At 68.0% G+C, this 17,725-nt stretch carries 16 protein-coding genes and 2 pseudogenes; 9 read left to right on the forward strand and 9 right to left on the reverse strand.

All coding sequences use genetic code 11. From position 1 onward, the window contains the following. Positions 1 to 4 precede the first annotated feature (4 nt). The 3 genes from ACFZDJ_RS14995 to ACFZDJ_RS15005 all read right to left on the reverse strand — a co-directional run bounded on the left by ACFZDJ_RS14995 (position 5) and on the right by ACFZDJ_RS15005 (position 3,060). Positions 5 to 667 carry a TetR family transcriptional regulator gene (locus tag ACFZDJ_RS14995; protein WP_391059323.1) on the reverse strand — a complete coding sequence of 221 codons (663 nt, stop codon included), beginning with the start codon at positions 665 to 667 and terminating at the stop codon, positions 5 to 7. Beyond that, positions 664 to 2,232, reverse strand: coding sequence for a DHA2 family efflux MFS transporter permease subunit (locus ACFZDJ_RS15000; RefSeq protein ID WP_391059324.1), 1,569 nt, complete (start codon positions 2,230 to 2,232; stop codon positions 664 to 666). Before ACFZDJ_RS15000 ends, ACFZDJ_RS14995 begins: the two co-directional genes overlap by 4 nt. A gap of 114 nt (positions 2,233 to 2,346) precedes the next feature. Continuing rightward, positions 2,347 to 3,060, reverse strand: coding sequence for a hemolysin III family protein (locus ACFZDJ_RS15005; protein ID WP_054234786.1), 714 nt, complete (start codon positions 3,058 to 3,060; stop codon positions 2,347 to 2,349). 333 nt (positions 3,061 to 3,393) lie between these two features. On the opposite strand from ACFZDJ_RS15005, the gene ACFZDJ_RS15010 reads away from it, so the two are divergent. Beyond that, a complete protein-coding gene (locus ACFZDJ_RS15010; RefSeq protein ID WP_168495060.1) occupies positions 3,394 to 5,217 on the forward strand; it encodes a phosphoenolpyruvate carboxykinase (GTP) in 1,824 nt (607 codons plus the stop codon). Positions 5,218 to 5,509: 292 nt separating this feature from the next. Further along, positions 5,510 to 6,454: a glucose-1-phosphate thymidylyltransferase RfbA gene (gene rfbA / locus ACFZDJ_RS15015; protein ID WP_168510746.1), complete on the forward strand. Its 945-nt coding sequence runs from the start codon at positions 5,510 to 5,512 to the stop codon at positions 6,452 to 6,454. A 121-nt stretch (positions 6,455 to 6,575) separates the two neighbouring features. Here rfbA and ACFZDJ_RS15020 read toward each other — a convergent pair whose 3' ends face one another. Continuing rightward, positions 6,576 to 8,033: a DUF2079 domain-containing protein gene (locus tag ACFZDJ_RS15020; protein ID WP_391059329.1), complete on the reverse strand. Its 1,458-nt coding sequence runs from the start codon at positions 8,031 to 8,033 to the stop codon at positions 6,576 to 6,578. Positions 8,034 to 8,308: 275 nt separating this feature from the next. Here ACFZDJ_RS15020 and ACFZDJ_RS15025 point away from each other — a divergent pair, with 275 nt between their 5' ends. After that, positions 8,309 to 8,908, forward strand: coding sequence for a dTDP-4-dehydrorhamnose 3,5-epimerase family protein (locus ACFZDJ_RS15025; RefSeq protein ID WP_168510750.1), 600 nt, complete (start codon positions 8,309 to 8,311; stop codon positions 8,906 to 8,908). Between the two features lie 376 nt (positions 8,909 to 9,284). Here ACFZDJ_RS15025 and ACFZDJ_RS15030 read toward each other — a convergent pair whose 3' ends face one another. Continuing rightward, complete coding sequence (locus tag ACFZDJ_RS15030) at positions 9,285 to 9,986, reverse strand: hypothetical protein (RefSeq protein ID WP_391059332.1); 702 nt, start codon at positions 9,984 to 9,986, stop codon at positions 9,285 to 9,287. 27 nt (positions 9,987 to 10,013) lie between these two features. On the opposite strand from ACFZDJ_RS15030, the gene ACFZDJ_RS15035 reads away from it, so the two are divergent. From ACFZDJ_RS15035 to rfbD, 3 genes are all read left to right on the forward strand, one after another. Beyond that, on the forward strand, positions 10,014 to 10,214 hold the full coding sequence (locus ACFZDJ_RS15035) for a hypothetical protein (RefSeq protein ID WP_391059335.1): 201 nt from the start codon (positions 10,014 to 10,016) through the stop codon (positions 10,212 to 10,214). Between the two features lie 172 nt (positions 10,215 to 10,386). Next, on the forward strand, positions 10,387 to 11,358 hold the full coding sequence (rfbB, locus tag ACFZDJ_RS15040) for a dTDP-glucose 4,6-dehydratase (RefSeq protein ID WP_391059337.1): 972 nt from the start codon (positions 10,387 to 10,389) through the stop codon (positions 11,356 to 11,358). Beyond that, the gene (gene rfbD, locus ACFZDJ_RS15045; RefSeq protein ID WP_391059339.1) at positions 11,355 to 12,275 is read left to right on the forward strand and encodes a dTDP-4-dehydrorhamnose reductase; all 921 of its coding nucleotides are present in this window, start codon (positions 11,355 to 11,357) and stop codon (positions 12,273 to 12,275) included. Before rfbB ends, rfbD begins: the two co-directional genes overlap by 4 nt. A 68-nt stretch (positions 12,276 to 12,343) precedes the next feature. Here the strand turns inward: rfbD and ACFZDJ_RS15050 are convergent, their stop codons facing one another. The 3 genes from ACFZDJ_RS15050 to ACFZDJ_RS15060 all read right to left on the reverse strand — a co-directional run bounded on the left by ACFZDJ_RS15050 (position 12,344) and on the right by ACFZDJ_RS15060 (position 14,653). Then, the gene (locus tag ACFZDJ_RS15050) at positions 12,344 to 13,618 is read right to left on the reverse strand and encodes a glycosyltransferase (RefSeq protein ID WP_391059341.1); all 1,275 of its coding nucleotides are present in this window, start codon (positions 13,616 to 13,618) and stop codon (positions 12,344 to 12,346) included. Continuing rightward, complete coding sequence (locus ACFZDJ_RS15055; RefSeq protein WP_391059349.1) at positions 13,615 to 14,184, reverse strand: tetratricopeptide repeat protein; 570 nt, start codon at positions 14,182 to 14,184, stop codon at positions 13,615 to 13,617. The genes ACFZDJ_RS15050 and ACFZDJ_RS15055 overlap by 4 nt, the downstream gene beginning before the upstream one ends. Positions 14,185 to 14,515: 331 nt before the next feature. Next, positions 14,516 to 14,653 (reverse strand): hypothetical protein, encoded by a 138-nt coding sequence (locus ACFZDJ_RS15060; RefSeq protein ID WP_391059351.1) that lies wholly within the window; start codon positions 14,651 to 14,653, stop codon positions 14,516 to 14,518. 294 nt (positions 14,654 to 14,947) lie between these two features. Between ACFZDJ_RS15060 and ACFZDJ_RS15065 the strand changes: the two are divergent. Beyond that, a pseudogene (locus tag ACFZDJ_RS15065) lies at positions 14,948 to 15,079 on the forward strand (protein phosphatase 2C domain-containing protein); the annotation flags it as partial. Between the two features lie 35 nt (positions 15,080 to 15,114). Here the strand turns inward: ACFZDJ_RS15065 and tnpA are convergent. Then, positions 15,115 to 15,363, reverse strand: a pseudogene (gene tnpA, locus ACFZDJ_RS15070) (IS200/IS605 family transposase); the annotation flags it as partial. 25 nt (positions 15,364 to 15,388) lie between these two features. Here tnpA and ACFZDJ_RS15075 point away from each other — a divergent pair. Together ACFZDJ_RS15075 and ACFZDJ_RS15080 are read left to right on the forward strand one after the other, a co-directional pair. Beyond that, positions 15,389 to 16,612 carry an RNA-guided endonuclease TnpB family protein gene (locus ACFZDJ_RS15075; protein ID WP_391059354.1) on the forward strand — a complete coding sequence of 408 codons (1,224 nt, stop codon included), beginning with the start codon at positions 15,389 to 15,391 and terminating at the stop codon, positions 16,610 to 16,612. 230 nt (positions 16,613 to 16,842) lie between these two features. Further along, entirely contained in the window at positions 16,843 to 17,718 is an 876-nt protein-coding gene (locus tag ACFZDJ_RS15080; protein ID WP_391059356.1) for a helix-turn-helix domain-containing protein, read from the forward strand. Positions 17,719 to 17,725 lie beyond the last annotated feature (7 nt).

Consider the following 17,725-nt stretch of genomic DNA (forward strand, 5'->3'; position numbering starts at 1 on the left):
GATGTCACGCCGGAGAGCCCTGGTCTCGGGGGTTTTGGGTGGGGAGGCCGTGTTCCAGGACGTCCATCGTGCGGTCCACCAGATCGGAGAACTCGTCCCGGTGGTCGTTCTCCGCCCAGTACAGGGAGGTCTCCATCAGGCCGCCGATGAGTGCCATCGCGTAGACCCGCACCTCCAGGCTGTCCGGGTCCCGGCCGGTGCGTTCGCCGATCGCCTGGCAGAGCATGGTGCCGGTGACCGACATGCTCTCCATCATCCGCGAGCGCACCGCCGGGACCTGGACCATCAGGTGGGTTCGCAGTCGGGAGATTTCGGGGTCGTCCTTGATGCCGAGCCGGATGGCCTTCTGCATCACATAGCGGAGGGTGTCCATCCACGGCTCGTCCTTGGGCCGGGCCCGCAGCTCCTCCATGATGAGCGGGTCGAACTCGTCCGTGAGGACGATGTCCTCCTTGGTGGGGAAGTAGCGGAAGACGGTCGACGGCGACACCTCGGCGCGCTCGGCGATCTGCTCGATCGTCGTCGCGTCGTACCCCTGTTCCCTGACGAGTGCGTATGTCGCGGTGCGGATCGCCTCGCGGGTCTTGATCTTCTTCCGCTCGCGGAGTCCCAGTTGAGGGCGGTCGGCGGGGCTGAAGGGGGAGGGTGCGGCCGTCATGCTGTTCATTGTCCGGCATCCGCGACAACGGTGACCATGGCCGGGTCCTCGTCCTCCTTCGTGGCGTGCGTGACCGGGGTGTTGGGCAGGAACGCCGCGGCCAGCAGGGCGGTGACGAGGGCCGCGACGCCGCACACCAGCAGGACCAGGCCCATGCCATGGACGTACGCGCTGTTCGCGGAGGCCACGAGATCGGCCGAGCCCGCCTTCTGGGCGACGATGTGCGCCGCGACCACGGACTCCCCGGCGGTGTCGGCGGCCTTCGCGGGCAGCCCGGTGACGTCGAGGCGGTCGCGGAAAGTGCCGGCCAGCAGGCTGCCGAGGAGGGCGATGCCGATCGCGCTGCCGACCTGGCGCGTCGTCATGAGGAGCCCGGAGCCGCTGCCGGCCCGGTCGCGGGGCAGGGCGCCGAGGGCGCCGTCCATCGCGGGCACGACCGAGAAACCGAAGCCGAAGCCGGTGACGGACAGCCACAGCGCGGTGAAGCCGTAGCCCGAGTCGACCGTCGTACGGCTGCCGAGCAGCGCGGCGAAGGCCAGTACCACCAGTCCGGCGGTGACCACCGCGCGGGAGCCGAACCGGGCGACGACCGGCTGTGCGGCCCGGGCCGCGACGATCAGGCCGCCCATCATGGGCAGCAGCCGCAGGCCGGTGCCGAAGGCGTCGTGGCCGAGCACCGCCTGAAGATACGGCGGCAGCACGAACAGCAGGCCGGACAGGACGAACATCACCAGGGTCGCCGCGATCGTGTTGAACAGGAACCCGCGGTGGGTGAGCAGCGACATGTCGAGCATGGGGCGTTCCACGCGCCGCTCGCGCAGCACCAGGGCGGCGATCAGAACGGCGGCCCCAGCGAGCATGCCCACGATCAGCGGGTCGCCCCAGCCGCGGCCGGGCGCCTCGATGATCGCGTAGATGAGGGCGCCGAGGCCTGCCGCGGTGAGCGCGGTGGAGAGGGTGTCGACCTTGGGGGAGGCGGGGTCGCGGGTCTCGGGCAGCAGGAAGACGCAGGCGGTGATGCCGATCGCGGCCATCGGGACGTTGACCAGGAAGACCGAGCCCCACCAGAAGTGGTTGAGCAGCCAGCCGCCGATGATCGGGCCGAGCGGCAGACCGAGCGACGAGGCGGCGGAGATGATGCCGACGGCCTTGGTGCGCTCGTCGGGTCCGAAGAGCGAGGGCAGCACGGACAGGGCGAGCGGCATGACCAGCGCGGCGCCGAGGCCCATCACCGTGCGGGCCACGATGACCCAGTTGACGTCGTCGGCCAGGGCGCCGGCCACGGAACCCGCGAGGAAGATCCCGAGCCCCACGACGAGCATCCGCCGCCGTCCGAACCGGTCGCCGAGCAGTCCCGCCGGGAGCATCAGCGCGGCGAAGACGATCACGTACGCGTCCGCCATCCACTGCTGCTGGCCGGTGGTGGCGCCGAGTTCGCCCGCCATCGTCGGCAGGGCCACGTTGAGGATCGTCGTGTCGAAGCCGAGCGTGAGCATGCTCGCGACCAGGGCCCCGAGGGCCCACCAGCGGCGCGGGTCGCGCCGTACGCCATCGTCTTGCGTGACAGTAACCATGAAATGAGAGTAACTGTCAAAAGATGGTTGATGTCAATGGGGATGGACTGTCGGGGCATACAAAAATGGCCACGGCTCGGAAGCCGTGGCCATTCAGGGAGGAAGGGGGGTGCGCTACCCGTGCTGGTAGGCCACCAGTGAGATGCCCACGTAGTGCACGACGAACGCCGCGAGGGTGAGGGAGTGGAAGACCTCGTGGAAGCCGAACCAGCGGGGTGAGGGGTTGGGGCGCTTGATCCCGTAGATCACTCCGCCCGCGCTGTAGAGCAGTCCGCCGACGATCACCAGGACCAGCACGGCGATGCCGCCCGTGCGCATGAAGTCCGGCAGGAAGAAGACGGCCGCCCAGCCCATCGCTATGTAGCAGGGGGTGTAGAGCCAGCGCGGGGCGCCGACCCAGAACACCCGGAAGATGATCCCCGCCGCCGCGGCGGCCCAGATGCTCCACAGGAGCCACTGCCCCTTGGCGCCGGGGAGCAGCAGCATCGTCAGCGGTGTGTAGGTGCCGGCGATGATCAGGAAGATGTTGGCGTGGTCGAGTCTGCGCAGCACGCCGTCCATCCGCGGGCTCCAGTTGCCGCGGTGGTAGAGCGCGCTCACTCCGAACAGGAGGCAGGCCGTCAGGACGAAGATCCCGCAGGCGATGCGGGCCCGCGTGGAACTGGCCAGAGCGGTGAGCACCAGACCGGAGATCAGGACGGCCGGGAACATGCCGAGGTGCAGCCAGCCGCGGAGCTTGGGCTTGACCGGATGCGACGGGGAGAGCGCTGCGGGACTGCGGCCTGCGGCCGGCGAGTCCGTGGGCGCGTCGGGGACGGGCGCAGTCATAGGCGGAATCCTACCTACGGAACCGTAAGTTACGTGTCAGTACGGCGCACTGAACAGCCAAGAGTGGCCATGTTCTCACGAGCGTGGCGCAAGGCGGCGCACGCGCAAAAAAACCTTCAGCTGAACCCAACGTGTACGCAAAGAATCGCGGATACACGTGGCGATGGTCACTCCGCTCACGTGTGAGGCCCTCTGGACATATGGGCGAACCCGTCGGATGATCAAATGAGTGCGGTCGGCACCGGATGAGCGCCTTGGGTCTCTACACCCCGAAGCATCCGGGTCGCAGCCCCCACGGGGCCTCAACAAAAAACCCCTCATCTAGGAGCAATCGTGGCGCGCGACATCGCGGCTCCCTCCACCGTCCCCACCCAGCACAAGGAACTGATCTCGTGGGTCAACGAGATCGCAGAACTGACCCAGCCGGACAACGTGGTCTGGTGTGACGGATCCGAGGCCGAGTACGAGCGCCTGTGCGAGGAGCTCGTTCACAAGGGCACCTTCAAGAAGCTCGATCCGATCAAGCGCCCGCATTCCTACTACGCCGCTTCCGACCCGACCGATGTCGCGCGGGTCGAGGACCGGACGTTCATCTGCTCCGAGAAGGAGGAGGACGCGGGCCCGACCAACCACTGGAAGGCGCCCGCCGAGATGCGGGAGATATTCGCGGGGGAGAAGGGCATCTTCCGCGGCTCGATGAAGGGCCGGACGATGTACGTCGTCCCGTTCTGCATGGGCCCGCTCGGCTCCGACCTCTCCGCGATCGGCGTCGAGATCACCGACTCCGCCTACGTCGCCGTGTCCATGCGCACCATGACCCGCATGGGACAGCCCGTCCTCGACGAGCTCGGCACCGACGGCTTCTTCGTGCGTGCTGTGCACACGCTCGGAGCGCCGCTGGCCGAGGGACAGGCGGACGTGCCGTGGCCGTGCAACTCCACCAAGTACATCTCGCACTTCCCCGAGTCCCGCGAGATCTGGTCCTACGGCTCCGGCTACGGCGGCAACGCGCTGCTCGGCAAGAAGTGCTACGCCCTGCGTATCGCGTCCGTCATGGCGCGTGACGAGGGCTGGCTCGCCGAGCACATGCTCATCCTGAAGCTGACCCCGCCCACCGGTGAGTCCAAGTACGTCGCCGCCGCCTTCCCGAGCGCCTGCGGCAAGACCAACCTCGCCATGCTGGAGCCCACCGTCTCCGGCTGGACGGTCGAGACGATCGGCGACGACATCGCGTGGATGCGGTTCGGCGAGGACGGCCGGCTGTACGCGATCAACCCCGAGGCCGGTTTCTTCGGCGTCGCGCCCGGTACCGGTGAGCACACCAACGCCAACGCGATGAAGACGCTGTGGGGCAACTCCGTCTTCACCAACGTCGCGCTCACCGACGACAACGACATCTGGTGGGAGGGCATGACGGAGGAGACTCCGGCCCACCTGACCGACTGGAAGGGCAACGACTGGACGCCGGAGTCCGGTACGCCCGCCGCCCACCCCAACGCCCGCTTCACCGTCCCCGCCTCGCAGTGCCCGATCATCGCGCCCGAGTGGGAGGACCCCAAGGGTGTGCCGATCTCGGCGATCCTCTTCGGCGGACGCCGCGCCACCGCCGTACCGCTGGTGACGGAGTCCTTCGACTGGAACCACGGCGTCTTCCTCGGCGCCAACGTGGCCTCCGAGAAGACCGCTGCCGCCGAGGGCAAGGTCGGCGAGCTGCGTCGCGACCCCTTCGCCATGCTGCCGTTCTGCGGCTACAACATGGGCGACTACATGGGGCACTGGGTCGACGTCGCCAAGGACAAGGACCAGGCGAAGCTTCCGAAGATCTACTACGTGAACTGGTTCCGCAAGAACGACGCGGGCAAGTTCGTGTGGCCGGGCTTCGGTGAGAACAGCCGCGTCCTGAAGTGGATCGTGGACCGCCTCGACGGCAGGGCCGAGGGCGTCGAGACCCCCATCGGCATCCTGCCGGCCAAGGGTGCGCTGGACACCAAGGGGCTCGACCTCTCCGAGGCCGACCTCGACTTCCTGCTCACCGTCGACAAGGACGTGTGGCGCGAGGAGGCGGCGCTCGTGCCCGAGCACCTCAACACCTTCGGCGAGCACACCCCGAAGGAACTGTGGGACGAGTACCGCGCGCTGGTGCGGCGCCTGGGCTGAGTTCCGAGTGGACGGCGGCCTCGCGGCTGCCGTCCACCCCTGAACTCCGCGGCCGGTCCGACTTGCCCTGACCTGCGACGTCGCCAGGCCGGCCGCGGGGACGACATCACGAACGGGCCCGGTGTGCGCGCCGTACAACGACGTACGGTGCGCACACCGGGCCCGTTTTCGCGCACGGCACGACGCGGCCGGCGGCGGCGACTTCGCGTGATCCGCATCGGGCCTACCCTTACGCGCGCCATGAACGGTGTGAAAAGGGCTTATTCATGGGTAATTCGCCTATGGTGACGTCATGCGCGGAATCCTGTTGGCCGGAGGCACCGGCTCGCGACTTTGGCCGTTGACCCGCTCGGTGTCGAAACAGCTGTTGCCGGTGTTCGACAAGCCCATGGTCTATTACCCGCTAACCACACTGGTGATGGCCGGTGTTCGCGAGATTCTGATCGTCACCACCCCCGAAGACCAGTTCCAGTTCCGTCGTCTGCTCGGCGACGGCACCCAACTGGGCCTGCGGCTGGAATACACGGCACAGGAGCGCCCGGAGGGCATTGCTCAGGCTTTCGTACTGGGAGCCGACTTCATCGACGGTGAGCCGGTCGCCCTGATTCTGGGCGACAACATCTTCCACGGCAGCGGCCTTGGTACACGGCTGGCCCGCCACGACGATCTGAAGGGCGGCAGGGTATTCGCCTATCAGGTCGCCAACCCCTCGGCCTACGGCGTGGTGGAGTTCGACGAACTGGGCCGAGCGCTGTCCATCGAAGAGAAACCGGACCGGCCCCGCTCCCGGTACGCCGTGCCCGGACTGTACTTCTACGACAACCAGGTCGTGGACATCGCCCGCGCTCTACGGCCGAGTGCCAGGGGCGAGTTGGAGATCACCGACCTCAACCGCGTCTATCTGGAAGCCGGGGCGCTGCACGTCACCCGGCTCGACCGGGGCACCGCGTGGCTTGACACCGGAACCTTCAACTCCATGGTCCAGGCCTCGGAATTCGTTCGGGTGATCGAGGAGCGTCAGGGCTTCAAGGTCGGCTGCGTCGAGGAGGCGGTCTGGCGGGCCGGCCTGATCGACGACCACCGGCTCCGGCAGCTGGCCCAGCCGCTGCTCAAGAGCGGATACGGCCACTATCTGCTGGGGCTTCTGGAGGACTCCCGCTACGTCGTCATGCCCCAAAGAGGCAGCGGATCGCGTCGCGAAGAACCGCTGCGGACAGGGCCGGGAGCTCCTGTGTGACGGTTGGTCGCCGCCGCCCGTCCCACCCTGCCCGCACAGGATGTGGATGGACGGCGGCGGCCACCGGTACCCCGGGGACCCGGTCCGCACGGATGCCCCGCCGAATGCCTTTGATGCCCGATCAGCTCCGGTGGTGCGGCTTCGCCTCCCGGTGGTGCAGCAGCACGAAGCCGCTCTGCTCCGCCGCCAGGTCGTACTCCGTACGGCGGTTCTCCGCCAACTGCGACTGTTCCGCTTCAACACTCAGTGGCTCGCCCGGCCACCCTCGTCCGCTGTCCGGAACCCATGTGTCCACCATGATCCATTGAGGGTTGGGGCGGCTGCCCGGCGAGCCGTAGAGGCCGACGCTCGTACGGTGGACGAGCTGGGGTACCAGCTCGTTGGACGCCTGGACCCTGGCGCCGTCGGGGATCTTGTCCATCAGACGATGGGCGACGGCGACGCGAGGGTCGGTCCGCCAGGTGTCCGGCTGGACCAGTTGGAACAGAGAGAAGTTCGGAAGGATCACGAGGGTGATGGCGGCGGAGCCCACGAGGTAGCGGCGCAGACTGCGCCCGCTCGTCCCACGTCGCACCAGGGCGTCGATGAAGGCCGCGAAAACGATCGGCATCAGGACGAGCGAGTAGTGGAAGCCGGTCCCCCAGTGCAGGCCGTTGCTCGACGTGAAGCGCCACACCAGAGTCGGCACGGCGACCCACAGCAGTGGGGACCGCATGGCCAGGAACACGGTGGGAGCGAGCACGAGGAGGAGTGTCGTCACCTTGGTCTCGGGGGTGACCAGACCGATCGTGCCCCGGTGGAGCAGATCCAGCAGACCGCCCGCACTGGCGCCGTTGGATCCCGGTGCTCCAGAACCGTCCTCGACCAGGGACCAATAGGCGAAGGACCCGCTCGGGTTGAAGCCCGGCAGAACTACGAACAGCGCCAGCACCGACCCGCAGAGGCCGGCTGTGGCCGTGAACAGTCCGAGCCCGCGGTCGCCCCGCCGGGCGATGACGAGACCGATGAGGACAACCGTGAGTCCGAGGTCCTCCTTCACGAAGAGCAGAGGCACAGCCCAGCACGCCGCGGCCATCAGCCGGTCATTGCCGAGGGCGGTCAGCGAGAACGCCAGGAGCGGAACAGCGAAGGCCACTTCGTGGAAGTCGTAGCCGACCCCACTCGCGATTCCCCAGGAGAGCCCGTAGCAGGCACCGATCACCGCACCGGCCGGGCCACCCAGGGTTCGGCGCGCCCACAGGGCCAGCGGGACGACGCTCACGGCGAGGAGCGCGGCCTGCACGACAAGGAGTGTTTCCGCTCCCCGCCATACCCAGTAGAAAGGCGCCACCAGCGCCAGGATGGGAGAGAAGTGATCGCCCAGGACGGGAAAGCCCTGGCCCTTCACTTCGGAGACCGGCAAGTGCCCTTCCGCGTATGAGCGGACGACCTGTTCGAAGATTCCCAGGTCATAGCTGCTCGTGAGCATCCGTTGGTGGAGACGGAGCGATACCGCCGCGTACATCACGAACAGCGCTCCCGCCATGGCCCAGATCCACCATGTGCCGTCGAAGCGGCCCTTGGGAGGTGGGTCGGGCATCGCCTCCTTCTGCAGGAGCGGTTGTTGCGTCGGGACCGTTGCGCTTTTGGTGGGCGATTTCTGCATCGAGAGCCCTTCAGGAAACCGGGAGTGGCGGCCATCAAGATGCCAGCAGCCTGCGTTATTCGACCTCGGTCAAACTCCTGTGTAGTCAGAATCCACCGAATGGCTGCACACGGCGGCCGCCGTGCGGCCTAAAGTCCCGCGACGGATGTCCCGAAGACAAGGACGTAGTAATCGGCGAAGAGACCTGAGTGGCGGAAGGAAGCAATCACGTGAGACCACTGGGCATCGAAGGGGCCTGGGTGGACACACCCAGGGCGTTCGAGGACAGCAGGGGGCGATTCCACGAGTGGTTCAAGAGCGACAGGTTCCACGATTCCATCGGCCAGGGGTTCTCACTCGAGCAGGCGAACTGCTCTCGCTCGGTTCGCGGAACTCTTCGCGGTATCCACTATGCGTCGGTCCCGCCGGGTCAGGCCAAGTACGTCACCTGCGTCAGCGGCGCCGTCCTCGACGTGGTGGTCGACATCCGCACCGGTTCCCCGAGCTTCGGGAAATGGGAGGCGGTGCGGCTCGATGACACGACGCACCGCTGCGTCTACCTCTCGGAAGGGCTGGGCCACGCCTTCATGGCGTTGGAGGACAACTCCACCGTCGTCTACCTGTGTTCGCAGGGATACGCGCCGCAGCGCGAGCACGGGATCGACCCGCTCGACCCGACGTTGGCCATCGCCTGGCCCGAGGACCTCGCACCGCGTCTTTCCGACAAGGACGCCGCGGCGCCCACGCTGGCGGAAGCCGAGCGGCAAGGTCTGCTGCCCTCCTTCGAGGACTGCAGTGCGTATCGCGGAAGTCTCGTGAGCAGGGCCTGAGAGAGCTGCCCTTCGGCGGAGCCCCGCCCTTGCGGCGGGGCGACAACGGTCGCGGCGACGCCCTGCCGCCCGAATCACCGCGTGTCAGTCTCCACGACCTCGCGCTTTGAAAAGTCAGTACTTCGCCGGAATCTGCCTCCTCCGCCCTGTGAAGGAAAATCCGGGGAAATCGCGGAGAAATGCGGCCGGTGTCGTCCCGGTCGTCCCGGACCGTCCGGCATTGAGGCCGCACGGGTGATCCTCGTTTACGACACGGGGCAACTCGTGATCATTCAATCGCGGAGAGTAAAGAATAGGTCTGTCCGTAGCCGTAGGCGTAGGCGTACGCGACACGCTTGCGAGTAAAGCGCACCGAGTGCGCGCGCATGCGATGTGGTCACTCCAAGTTCGCAAGAAAGGTTCTCTGGTGAGCCGTAGAACGATCCGAAGTTCCCGCTTGAAGACCGCCACTCTGGTGTCGGCAAGCGCGCTTGCTGTCGCACTCAACGTCGTCCCGAGCACGACGGCCATCGCCGACGCGATCCACAGGTCCGGCGCCGACGTCAGCGCGGGGCTGCCCGGCCCGAACGGCGTCAAGAGTGCCGTCGGCGGTGGTCATGGTGACCGCGGGCCGCAGGGACCGCGCGGCCACGATGGCAAGCGGGGCCCCCAGGGGCCGCAGGGTCCGCAGGGTCCACAGGGCAAGAAGGGTCACCAGGGTGCCCAGGGCGCCCAGGGTGCGCAGGGTCCGCAGGGTCCGCAGGGTCCGCAGGGCGCCCAGGGTAAGAACGGGGCCCAGGGCGCTCAGGGCGCGCAGGGTGCTCAGGGTGAGCAGGGCTTCCAGGGCTTCCAGGGTGCCCAGGGCGCTCAGGGTGAGCAGGGTGAGCAGGGCTTCCAGGGCTTCCAGGGTGCCCAGGGTGCTCAGGGCCCGCAGGGTGACCCGGGTAAGAATGGTGCCCAGGGTGCCCAGGGTGCCCAGGGTGCCCAGGGCGCGCAGGGTGCCCAGGGCGCGCAGGGTGCCCAGGGCGCGCAAGGTGCTCAGGGCGCTCAGGGTGCTCAGGGTGCTCAGGGCAAGACCATCCACACGTACGTCGTTCACGACTCGTTCACTGAGCCCACCAAGTTCGTGGACATCTTCTGCCTGCCCGGTGACGAAGCCACCGGCGGCGGATTCGCTTCAGGCGGCGCCAACATCGCGGTCAACAAGCCCATCCCCAGCGCAACGGGAAGCACCCCCATTGGCTGGCAGGTTGGCACCCCGGCCGCCGTCACGGCACCGCCCGGGTCTTCCACCACCGACGGCTACGTGATCTGCAACGATCTGTAACTCCCACACGAACGGTGGCGCACTGTCGGCCATCCGTTTTCGCTGAGATCGAGCGAACGGTGCCCCCGAGGCTTCGGCCTCGCGGGCACCGTTCGCATGGTGTCCGCGCCCGCGACCCGGCGTCTGAAGCCTTGGTGCTGGACCCCGGGCAGTAAGAAAGACTCTGAGAACTATGCGCATCCTTGTGACCGGCGGCGCTGGATTCATCGGTTCGGAATACATCCGGCGGCGGCTGAATTCGGACCCGACAGCGCGGATCACCGTCCTCGACAAACTCACCTATTCGGGGGTCGAGGCAAATCTGGCACCGGTGGCTGAACACCCGGGCTACACCTTCGTCCGGGGCGACATCTGCGACCCGGATGTGGTCGACCAGGTGATGGCGGCCCAGGACGCGGTGGTCCATTTCGCCGCCGAGTCGCACGTGGACCGGTCGATCGACGGGGCCGGTCCGTTCGTCCGCACCAATGTGATGGGCACGCAGGTGCTCCTGGACGCGGCTCACCGGCACGGCGTCGGCCGCTTCGTCCACGTCTCCACCGACGAGGTGTACGGCTCGATCCGCGAAGGTTCGTGGACCGAGGGGTGGCCCCTGGCTCCGAACTCCCCCTACTCCGCGTCGAAAGCCGGCTCCGACCTGCTGGCGCTCGCCTACCATCGCACCCACGGCCTGGATGTCGTGGTCACCCGGTGTACGAACAACTACGGGCCGTACCAGTTTCCCGAGAAGGTCGTCCCGCTCTTCATCACCAACCTGATCGACGGGAACACGGTCCCCCTGTACGGAGACGGCCGCAACCTCCGTGACTGGCTGCACGTCTCCGACCACTGCCGGGGCATCGACCTGGTCCTGCACGGCGGCAGGGCCGGGGAGGTCTACCACATCGGCGGCGGGACCGAGCTGAGCAACCACAAGCTCACCGGCCTGCTGCTGGACGCGGTCGGCGCGGGCTGGGACAGGGTCGAGTACGTGGCCGACCGCAAAGGCCACGACCTGCGCTACTCGCTGGACGACAGCAAGATCCGCGAGCAGCTCGGCTACACGCCACAGGTGTCCTTCACGGAGGGGCTGGCCGCCACGGTCGCCTGGTACCGCGAACACCGCTCCTGGTGGGAGCCGCTGAAGGAGAGGGCCGTGCTGTGACGACCACGAGCTGGCTGGTGACCGGTGCGCGCGGACTCCTCGGCCAGGACGTACTGGCCGAACTCGCCGCCGATCCGGATGCCGCGGTGACGGGACTGGGCCGTGACCAGCTCGACATCACCGACCCGACGGCCGTCCGCGCGGCCGTCACCGGTCACGGGGTGGTCGTCAACTGCGCCGCCTGGACGGACGTCGACGGCGCCGAGCGGGCGGAGGCGGCGGCCACAGCCGTGAACGGCGCGGGCGTCCGCCACCTCGCGCGCGCCTGCGCGGACAGTGGCGCCCTGCTGCTGCACATCTCCACCGACTACGTGTTCCCGGGCGACTCCCGTCGGCCGTACCCCGAAGACGCACCGACGGGCCCCGTCAACGCGTACGGACGGAGCAAACTGGCAGGGGAGCGGGCCGTCGCCGAACTGCTGCCGGGCACCGGCTACATCGTGCGCACCGCCTGGCTCTACGGCGCGCACGGCCCCAACTTCGTGGCCACCATGCTCGAACTGGCAGCCCGGCGCGAGACCCTGGACGTGGTGGCCGACCAGCACGGCCAGCCCACCTGGTCCCGTGCGCTCGCCCGGCAGCTGGCGGCCCTCGGCCGTGCCGCCCTGGCCGGTCGGGCACCGGCGGGCATCTACCACGGCACCGCGGCCGGCCACACCACGTGGTGCGGCCTGGCGCGTGAGACCTTCCGTCTCAGCGGACTCGATCCTGAGCGCGTCCGCCCGGTCGACTCGGACAAGTTCCCGCGTCCGGCGGCCCGCCCGGCGTTCGGTGTACTCGGTCACGGCAACTGGCTGCGGGCCGGTCTCGCGCCACTGCCCCGCTGGGACGACCAGCTGACCGCGGCCTTGAAGGCGCCCGCCTTCGCCGCTCTGGTCGCCGCGGCGCGCACGAGCGGCGGAAGCCCGCCGAGCTGAGGAAGCCAACGCAGAAAGGCGCCCGGCGGAACCTGACAGTCCCGCCGGGCGCCTTCCGCGTACAGGCCCTAGACCAGCAGCGGTCCGCCGCACCGCGGGGTGCCCTCCTTCATCGCGATGAGGTTGGCGACCACGTACGAGATGTCCTTCTGGGAGTGCCACTCGGTCGGGAAGTAGGTGACCAGCCGCGACGACTGGAACCGGGCCTCGATCTCGGGCACGAAGGCACGGTACTGGTCGTCCGTGTAGTACCAGAAGGAGTTCTCGTTGTAGTGGGCGACGTGCGCCGGGTTCTGGTAGGCCCCGCGGCCGTCGGAGCTCGGCGACATGACGAGAAGCATGCCGCCGGGCGCCAGCAGCCGGTACAGCTCGTTGATCAGCGGCACCTTCGCGGGCACGTGCTCGAAGAACTCCACCGCCCGCATCAGGCCGACGGAGCCGTCGGGCAGGTCCAGCTTCCCGGGCAGGGTCGCGACGATGTCGACGCCCTCTTCCGGGCGCTGGTCCACGCCCACATAGCCGGGCGGCTTCCGGCGGGCCGCGCCGAGGTCCAGCGCGAGCAGTCCGCGCCGCTGGGTCCAGGCGAGGGCGTTGGCCTCGATGTACTTGTCGTAGAGGGTGACGGTCTCGCGCTGGATGTGCCCGTTGATCTCCGGGTCGCGCTGGGTGTTCGCGGGGTGCACCCGCTGGAGGTACAGGCAGCGGTTGATGTGGTGGAAGTCGCCGACGTGGAAGAGCCGGCACATCAGGTCCTGGTCGTCCAGCACCGTACGCGCGGCGTCGTAACCGCCGGCCTTCTCGTAGCTGTCCCTGCGGAACGCGCGCACGTGGTTGGGCGCGTACCAGATGTAGGAGACGTTGTGCGGCGTCGGCGCCAGGGAGATGACCTGGAGCAGCTTGCGGCCGTCGACGTTCACCTCCTCGTACTGCCAGCCGCACGTCTCGTCGAAACGGCTCTCGTCCCGCTTCCCGTCCTCGGTGATCTGCGCGGTGTTGCTGTAGACGAAAACGGCCTCGGGATGCGCGTCGAACGCCTTGCCGAGCTCCGTCAGGCAGGCCTTGGCCAGGAGATCGTCGTGGTCGAGTTCCACGAGGATCTCGCCGCGCGCCAGTTCACAGGCCCTGCGCTTGGCCGCGCCGACGCCGCGGAGGTCGTCCGCGATCTCCACCCGGACCCTGTCGTCGGGTCGCTCCGGCCGCCACCGGGCGCCGTTGTTGAGCAGGACGATCCACTCCCAGTCCGCACAGGTCTGCGCCTGCAGGGTCGCCAGGCACTCATCGAGAAAACGAGGCTGGTGGCTGGGCGTGAAGACGGAGAACCTCGGAGTCGCGGTCGACGTCATCTGGTGCTCCCTGCTTGGCTCGATGTCGAGGGGGGTGTTACGGAGTCCCGGAAACTTTCGGGTACTTGGGAACGGAGGGAGGGATCGATCGCGACGGCATGACGGAATGCTTCCCCGGCCTCGTCGTCGCGGTCCTTTTCCGCCAGGACCTCACCGAGTTGCAGATAGGCCGTTCCCGCCTTCGGATCGGCGGCGATGCACTTCTTCAGGAGTCCGATGGCCCGGTCGGGGTCGCTCGACTTCAGCAGGATGGCCTCGTTGAAGAGAGCCGACGTGAACGACGGATCGATCTCCAGAGCCTTGTCGTAGGCTGCACGGGCATCGTCCGGCGTGCCGTCCTGCTGCCCGATGACGCCCAGGTTGTACCAGGCGACCTTGTTGCGAGGGTCCAGTTTCAGCAGCCGCCTGTAGGTATCGGCCGCCCCCTTGGAGTCGTGGATCTCACTCTGTTGCAGAAGGGCGGTCTGCATGAGCACGTCGACCTGATGGCGCGTCGTCAAGGTTCCTGGCGCGGACTTGGATTCCGTGGCCGGGGTCGGATGAGGCTGAATCGCCCAGACGGTCACGCCTGTGGCAATCGCCAGCGTTCCGGCGAGCCCTGCCCACAATCGCCTACGTTTCACTTGGTCACATCTCGTGGAATAGTGAGGGACGGATTGATGCGGCTGATCTCAGACGGCCGATAGCGAAAGACCGCGGCGTTGCCAGCGGTACCGGATTCCGAACCACCGTCATCTTCACCGACGTTACGAGGCTGTCCTGACGAGCTGCCAGGCGGCAGGCGCTCGGGGTTTGCAGACCACCCGAATGCGCTCTTCATCCTCTGATAGGCCATCATCACCGCGCTCACACCGATGCACGACGGCCGGAAGGGACTCGACCTGTCGGAGTCCGACCTCACTTCCTGCTCGCCTTCGGCATGGGCGTGTGGCGCCGCGTCGGTGCGACGTCCGGGCTGTGCCCCGCGCGGGCCGATGCCTCGCGGCCGACGCCCATCGCCTCCCGAACCGCGTCGAACGTGGTCCTGGTGCCCATTTCCGGCATCACCTGTGCCCCGACCGGAAGTTCGCGGGACACTCAGGGGCATCCTGCAACGAATCCCGAAATGAGGTGAGTGGGGTGCGCACACCCGTCAGTCACCCCATCGCACCCACTCCTGGCACCGGTTGATCCCGGTACTCGCCGAGGAACAGCGGGCCTGCCACTTTCGGTTCTATGCGATAGGCGTCGGCGGCATCACCGACATGGGCGAACAGGTGCTCCAGGCCTTCGCGCCGAAGCTCCACGCCCGGCTGCGGGGTTCTTTACTTCTGTGAGCTGCTGCAGATGATGTCCGCCAGCGCGAACGCCGAGCAGAAGGGGGCGGACACCGCCGACTTCGCCACCACCCTCACCGTCGTGGTGCTCGCCCGAGGCTGGCTGGGCCACCTCGCCCTGGGCGACGGCTTCGTCGTCGTACGCGCCGGTACGGAGGACGGTGAGCGGCAGTCCCATCTGCTGCCGCAGGCCGCCGAGGCGGCGACCTTGGGCGGGAAGTTCACCAGGAGGTGGACGTGGTTGTCCTCGCCGTTGAATTCCACCAGCTCGCACTCGAAGTCCGCACACACCGACCGCATGATCTGCTCCATGCGCGTCAGATGAGCATCGGTGAACACTCTGAGCCGGAACTTGGTCACGAAGACCAAGTGGAAATTCATCGCGAAAACACAGTGGCGACCAGTTCTGACCTTCTGCATCTCACCCATGACCCAAGTACGTAGGGTGACCGCCATGCAGCTTCGGTACAGCTTCCGCCTGTACCCGGATTCCGGCCAGCGCACCGCACTGGCCAAGGCGTTCGGGTGCGCCCGCGTCGTATTCAACGACGCGGTGCGTGCCCGCGAGGACGCCCGCAGGGCGGGCGAGGCATTCCCGGCGGCCGGCGAGTTGTCCAAGAAGCTGATCACCGCCGCGAAGCAGACCGCTTCGCGGGCCTGGCTGGGCGAGGTCTCCTCGGTGGTGCTCCAGCAGTCCCTGCGCGACGCGGAGGCCGCCTACAGGAACTTCTTCGCCTCTCTCAAGGGCGAGCGCAAGGGCGTGAAGACCGGTGCGCCCCGGTTCAAGTCCCGCAAGGACAAGCGGCAGTCGATCCGCTTCACGGCCAATGCCCGGTGGTCGATCACCGATTCCGGGAGGCTGAATCTTCCCAAGGTCGGCGCGGTGAAGGTGAAGTGGTCACGCACCCTGCCCGCACAGCCTTCCTCGGTCACTGTGATCAAGGACGCTGCCGGGCGGTACTTCGCCTCCTTCGTCATCGATACCGACTCGGCCGCCGACGCCGCCCGGATGCCCGACACCGACCATACGATCGGCATCGACCTCGGCCTCACACACTTCGCCGCCCTCTCCGACGGCACGAAGATCGACTCCCCGCGGTTCCTGCGCCGCGCGGAGAAGAAACTCAAAAGAGCCCAGCGGGAGCTGTCCCGCAAGCAGAAGGGGTCCAAGAACCGCGAGAAGGCCCGCCTCAAGGTCGCCCGCGCCCACGCCAAGGTGGCCGACGCCCGCCACGAATTCCACCACCAGCTCTCCACGAAGCTGATCCGCGACAACCAAGCGATCGGCGTGGAAGACCTGGCGGTCAAAGGACTCGCGCGCACCAGGCTGGCCAAGAGTGTCCACGACGCCGGATGGTCGGCATTTGTCCACATGCTGGAATACAAGGCCGCCCGGTACGGCCGGACCCTGGTCAAGATCGGCCGGTTCGAGCCGACCTCCCAGACCTGTTCGGCCTGCGGTATCAAAGACGGACCCAAGCCCCTGAACGTCCGGGAATGGACCTGTACCGCCTGCGGCTCCCTCCACGACCGGGACCACAACGCCGCGATCAACGTCAAGACGGCCGCCGGACTGGCGGTATCAGCCTGCGGAGCGCCGGTAAGACCAGGACTCGTCCCGGCACAGCGCGAAGAAACAGGAAGCCACGGATTCCCGTCCGAACTCCGTGCCGCGTAGCGGCACAGCAACGGACGAGAAGGCCGGAATCCTCGGGCTTCAGCCCGAGGAGCAAGTCAACACGCCGCCGATCAGCAGGACCGGACCACCCAACATTCCCGGTCGCGCCAGGTGAACGGAGGGTGTCCGACCGATCCCGGTATGCCACCGGAACGGCGGCTTCGAGCCCTCCGTCTCGGGGGGACTGGCAGTACCAGGCTGTGGTGGCGCGGGGGGAGCACCATGGAGGAGTGAGCCAACGAGACCCTCGGGACCATCGCGAGCACGGAGAGCTCGGTACCGCGCTGCGGTACTGGCGCGACCGGACCACACCCCAGGAGGCCGGGCTGCCGAGGGGCGGCGCGCGGCGGGCGCCCGGACTGCGCAGGGAGGAGCTGGCGCAGCTCGCCGGGCTCTCGGTGGACTATGTCACCCGCCTCGAACAGGGCCGGGCCACCGCCCCCTCCGGCCAGGTCGTCGGCGCGCTCGCCCGCGCCCTGCGCCTGTCGGAGCCCGAGCGCGACCACCTCTACCGGCTGGCCGGGCAGGCCCCGCCCGCGGCCGGACACATCTCGCAGCACATCCCGCCGAGCGTGCAGCGCCTCCTGGACCAGCTGAGCCAGTCCCCGATCGGGGTCCACGACGCGGCGTACAACCTCATCTCGTGGAACCCGCTGTGGGCCGCGCTGGCGGGGGACCCGTCCGGGTGGCGCGGGCGGGAACGCAACTACGTGTGGCGGCAGTTCACGGGTCTGCCCAGCCGGACCACGCACACCCCGGAGCAGGAGCAGAGGCTGCGCACGGCCCTGGTGTCGGATCTTCGGTCCGCCGCCGCCCGCTATCCCGACGACCGGGGGCTGCGCTCGCTGATCGCGGATCTGCGGCGGGAGAGCGAGCCGTTCCGTGAGCTGTGGGCCTCGCACGCGGTCGGGTTCCACAAGGCCGACACCAAGACGGTCCACCATCCCGAGGTGGGGACGATCCTCCTGGACTGCGACACGCTCGCGGTGCCGGGCGGGGACCTGCGGATCACGATCTGCTCGGCGGCGCCGGGCACGGAGGCGGCACAGCAGCTGGCGCTGCTCGCGACGGTGGGGTTGCAGACGACGGGCACTGCCCTCGGCTGACCGGTGG

It is taken from the genome of Streptomyces sp. NPDC007896, assembly GCF_042959425.1.
Taxonomy (GTDB): domain Bacteria; phylum Actinomycetota; class Actinomycetes; order Streptomycetales; family Streptomycetaceae; genus Streptomyces.

Excerpts from the sequence above, each read along its gene's own strand:
- ACFZDJ_RS14995 (WP_391059323.1), bottom strand. The coding sequence starts at position 667 with ATGAACAGCATGACGGCCGCACCCTCCCCCTTCAGCCCCGCCGACCGC.
- ACFZDJ_RS15000 (WP_391059324.1), bottom strand. The coding sequence starts at position 2,232 with ATGGTTACTGTCACGCAAGACGATGGCGTACGGCGCGACCCGCGCCGC.
- ACFZDJ_RS15005 (WP_054234786.1), bottom strand. The coding sequence starts at position 3,060 with ATGACTGCGCCCGTCCCCGACGCGCCCACGGACTCGCCGGCCGCAGGC.
- rfbA (WP_168510746.1), top strand. The coding sequence starts at position 5,510 with ATGCGCGGAATCCTGTTGGCCGGAGGCACCGGCTCGCGACTTTGGCCG.
- ACFZDJ_RS15020 (WP_391059329.1), bottom strand. The coding sequence starts at position 8,033 with ATGCCCGACCCACCTCCCAAGGGCCGCTTCGACGGCACATGGTGGATC.
- rfbB (WP_391059337.1), top strand. The coding sequence starts at position 10,387 with ATGCGCATCCTTGTGACCGGCGGCGCTGGATTCATCGGTTCGGAATAC.
- ACFZDJ_RS15050 (WP_391059341.1), bottom strand. The coding sequence starts at position 13,618 with ATGACGTCGACCGCGACTCCGAGGTTCTCCGTCTTCACGCCCAGCCAC.
- ACFZDJ_RS15060 (WP_391059351.1), bottom strand. The coding sequence starts at position 14,653 with ATGGGCACCAGGACCACGTTCGACGCGGTTCGGGAGGCGATGGGCGTC.
- ACFZDJ_RS15075 (WP_391059354.1), top strand. The coding sequence starts at position 15,389 with ATGCAGCTTCGGTACAGCTTCCGCCTGTACCCGGATTCCGGCCAGCGC.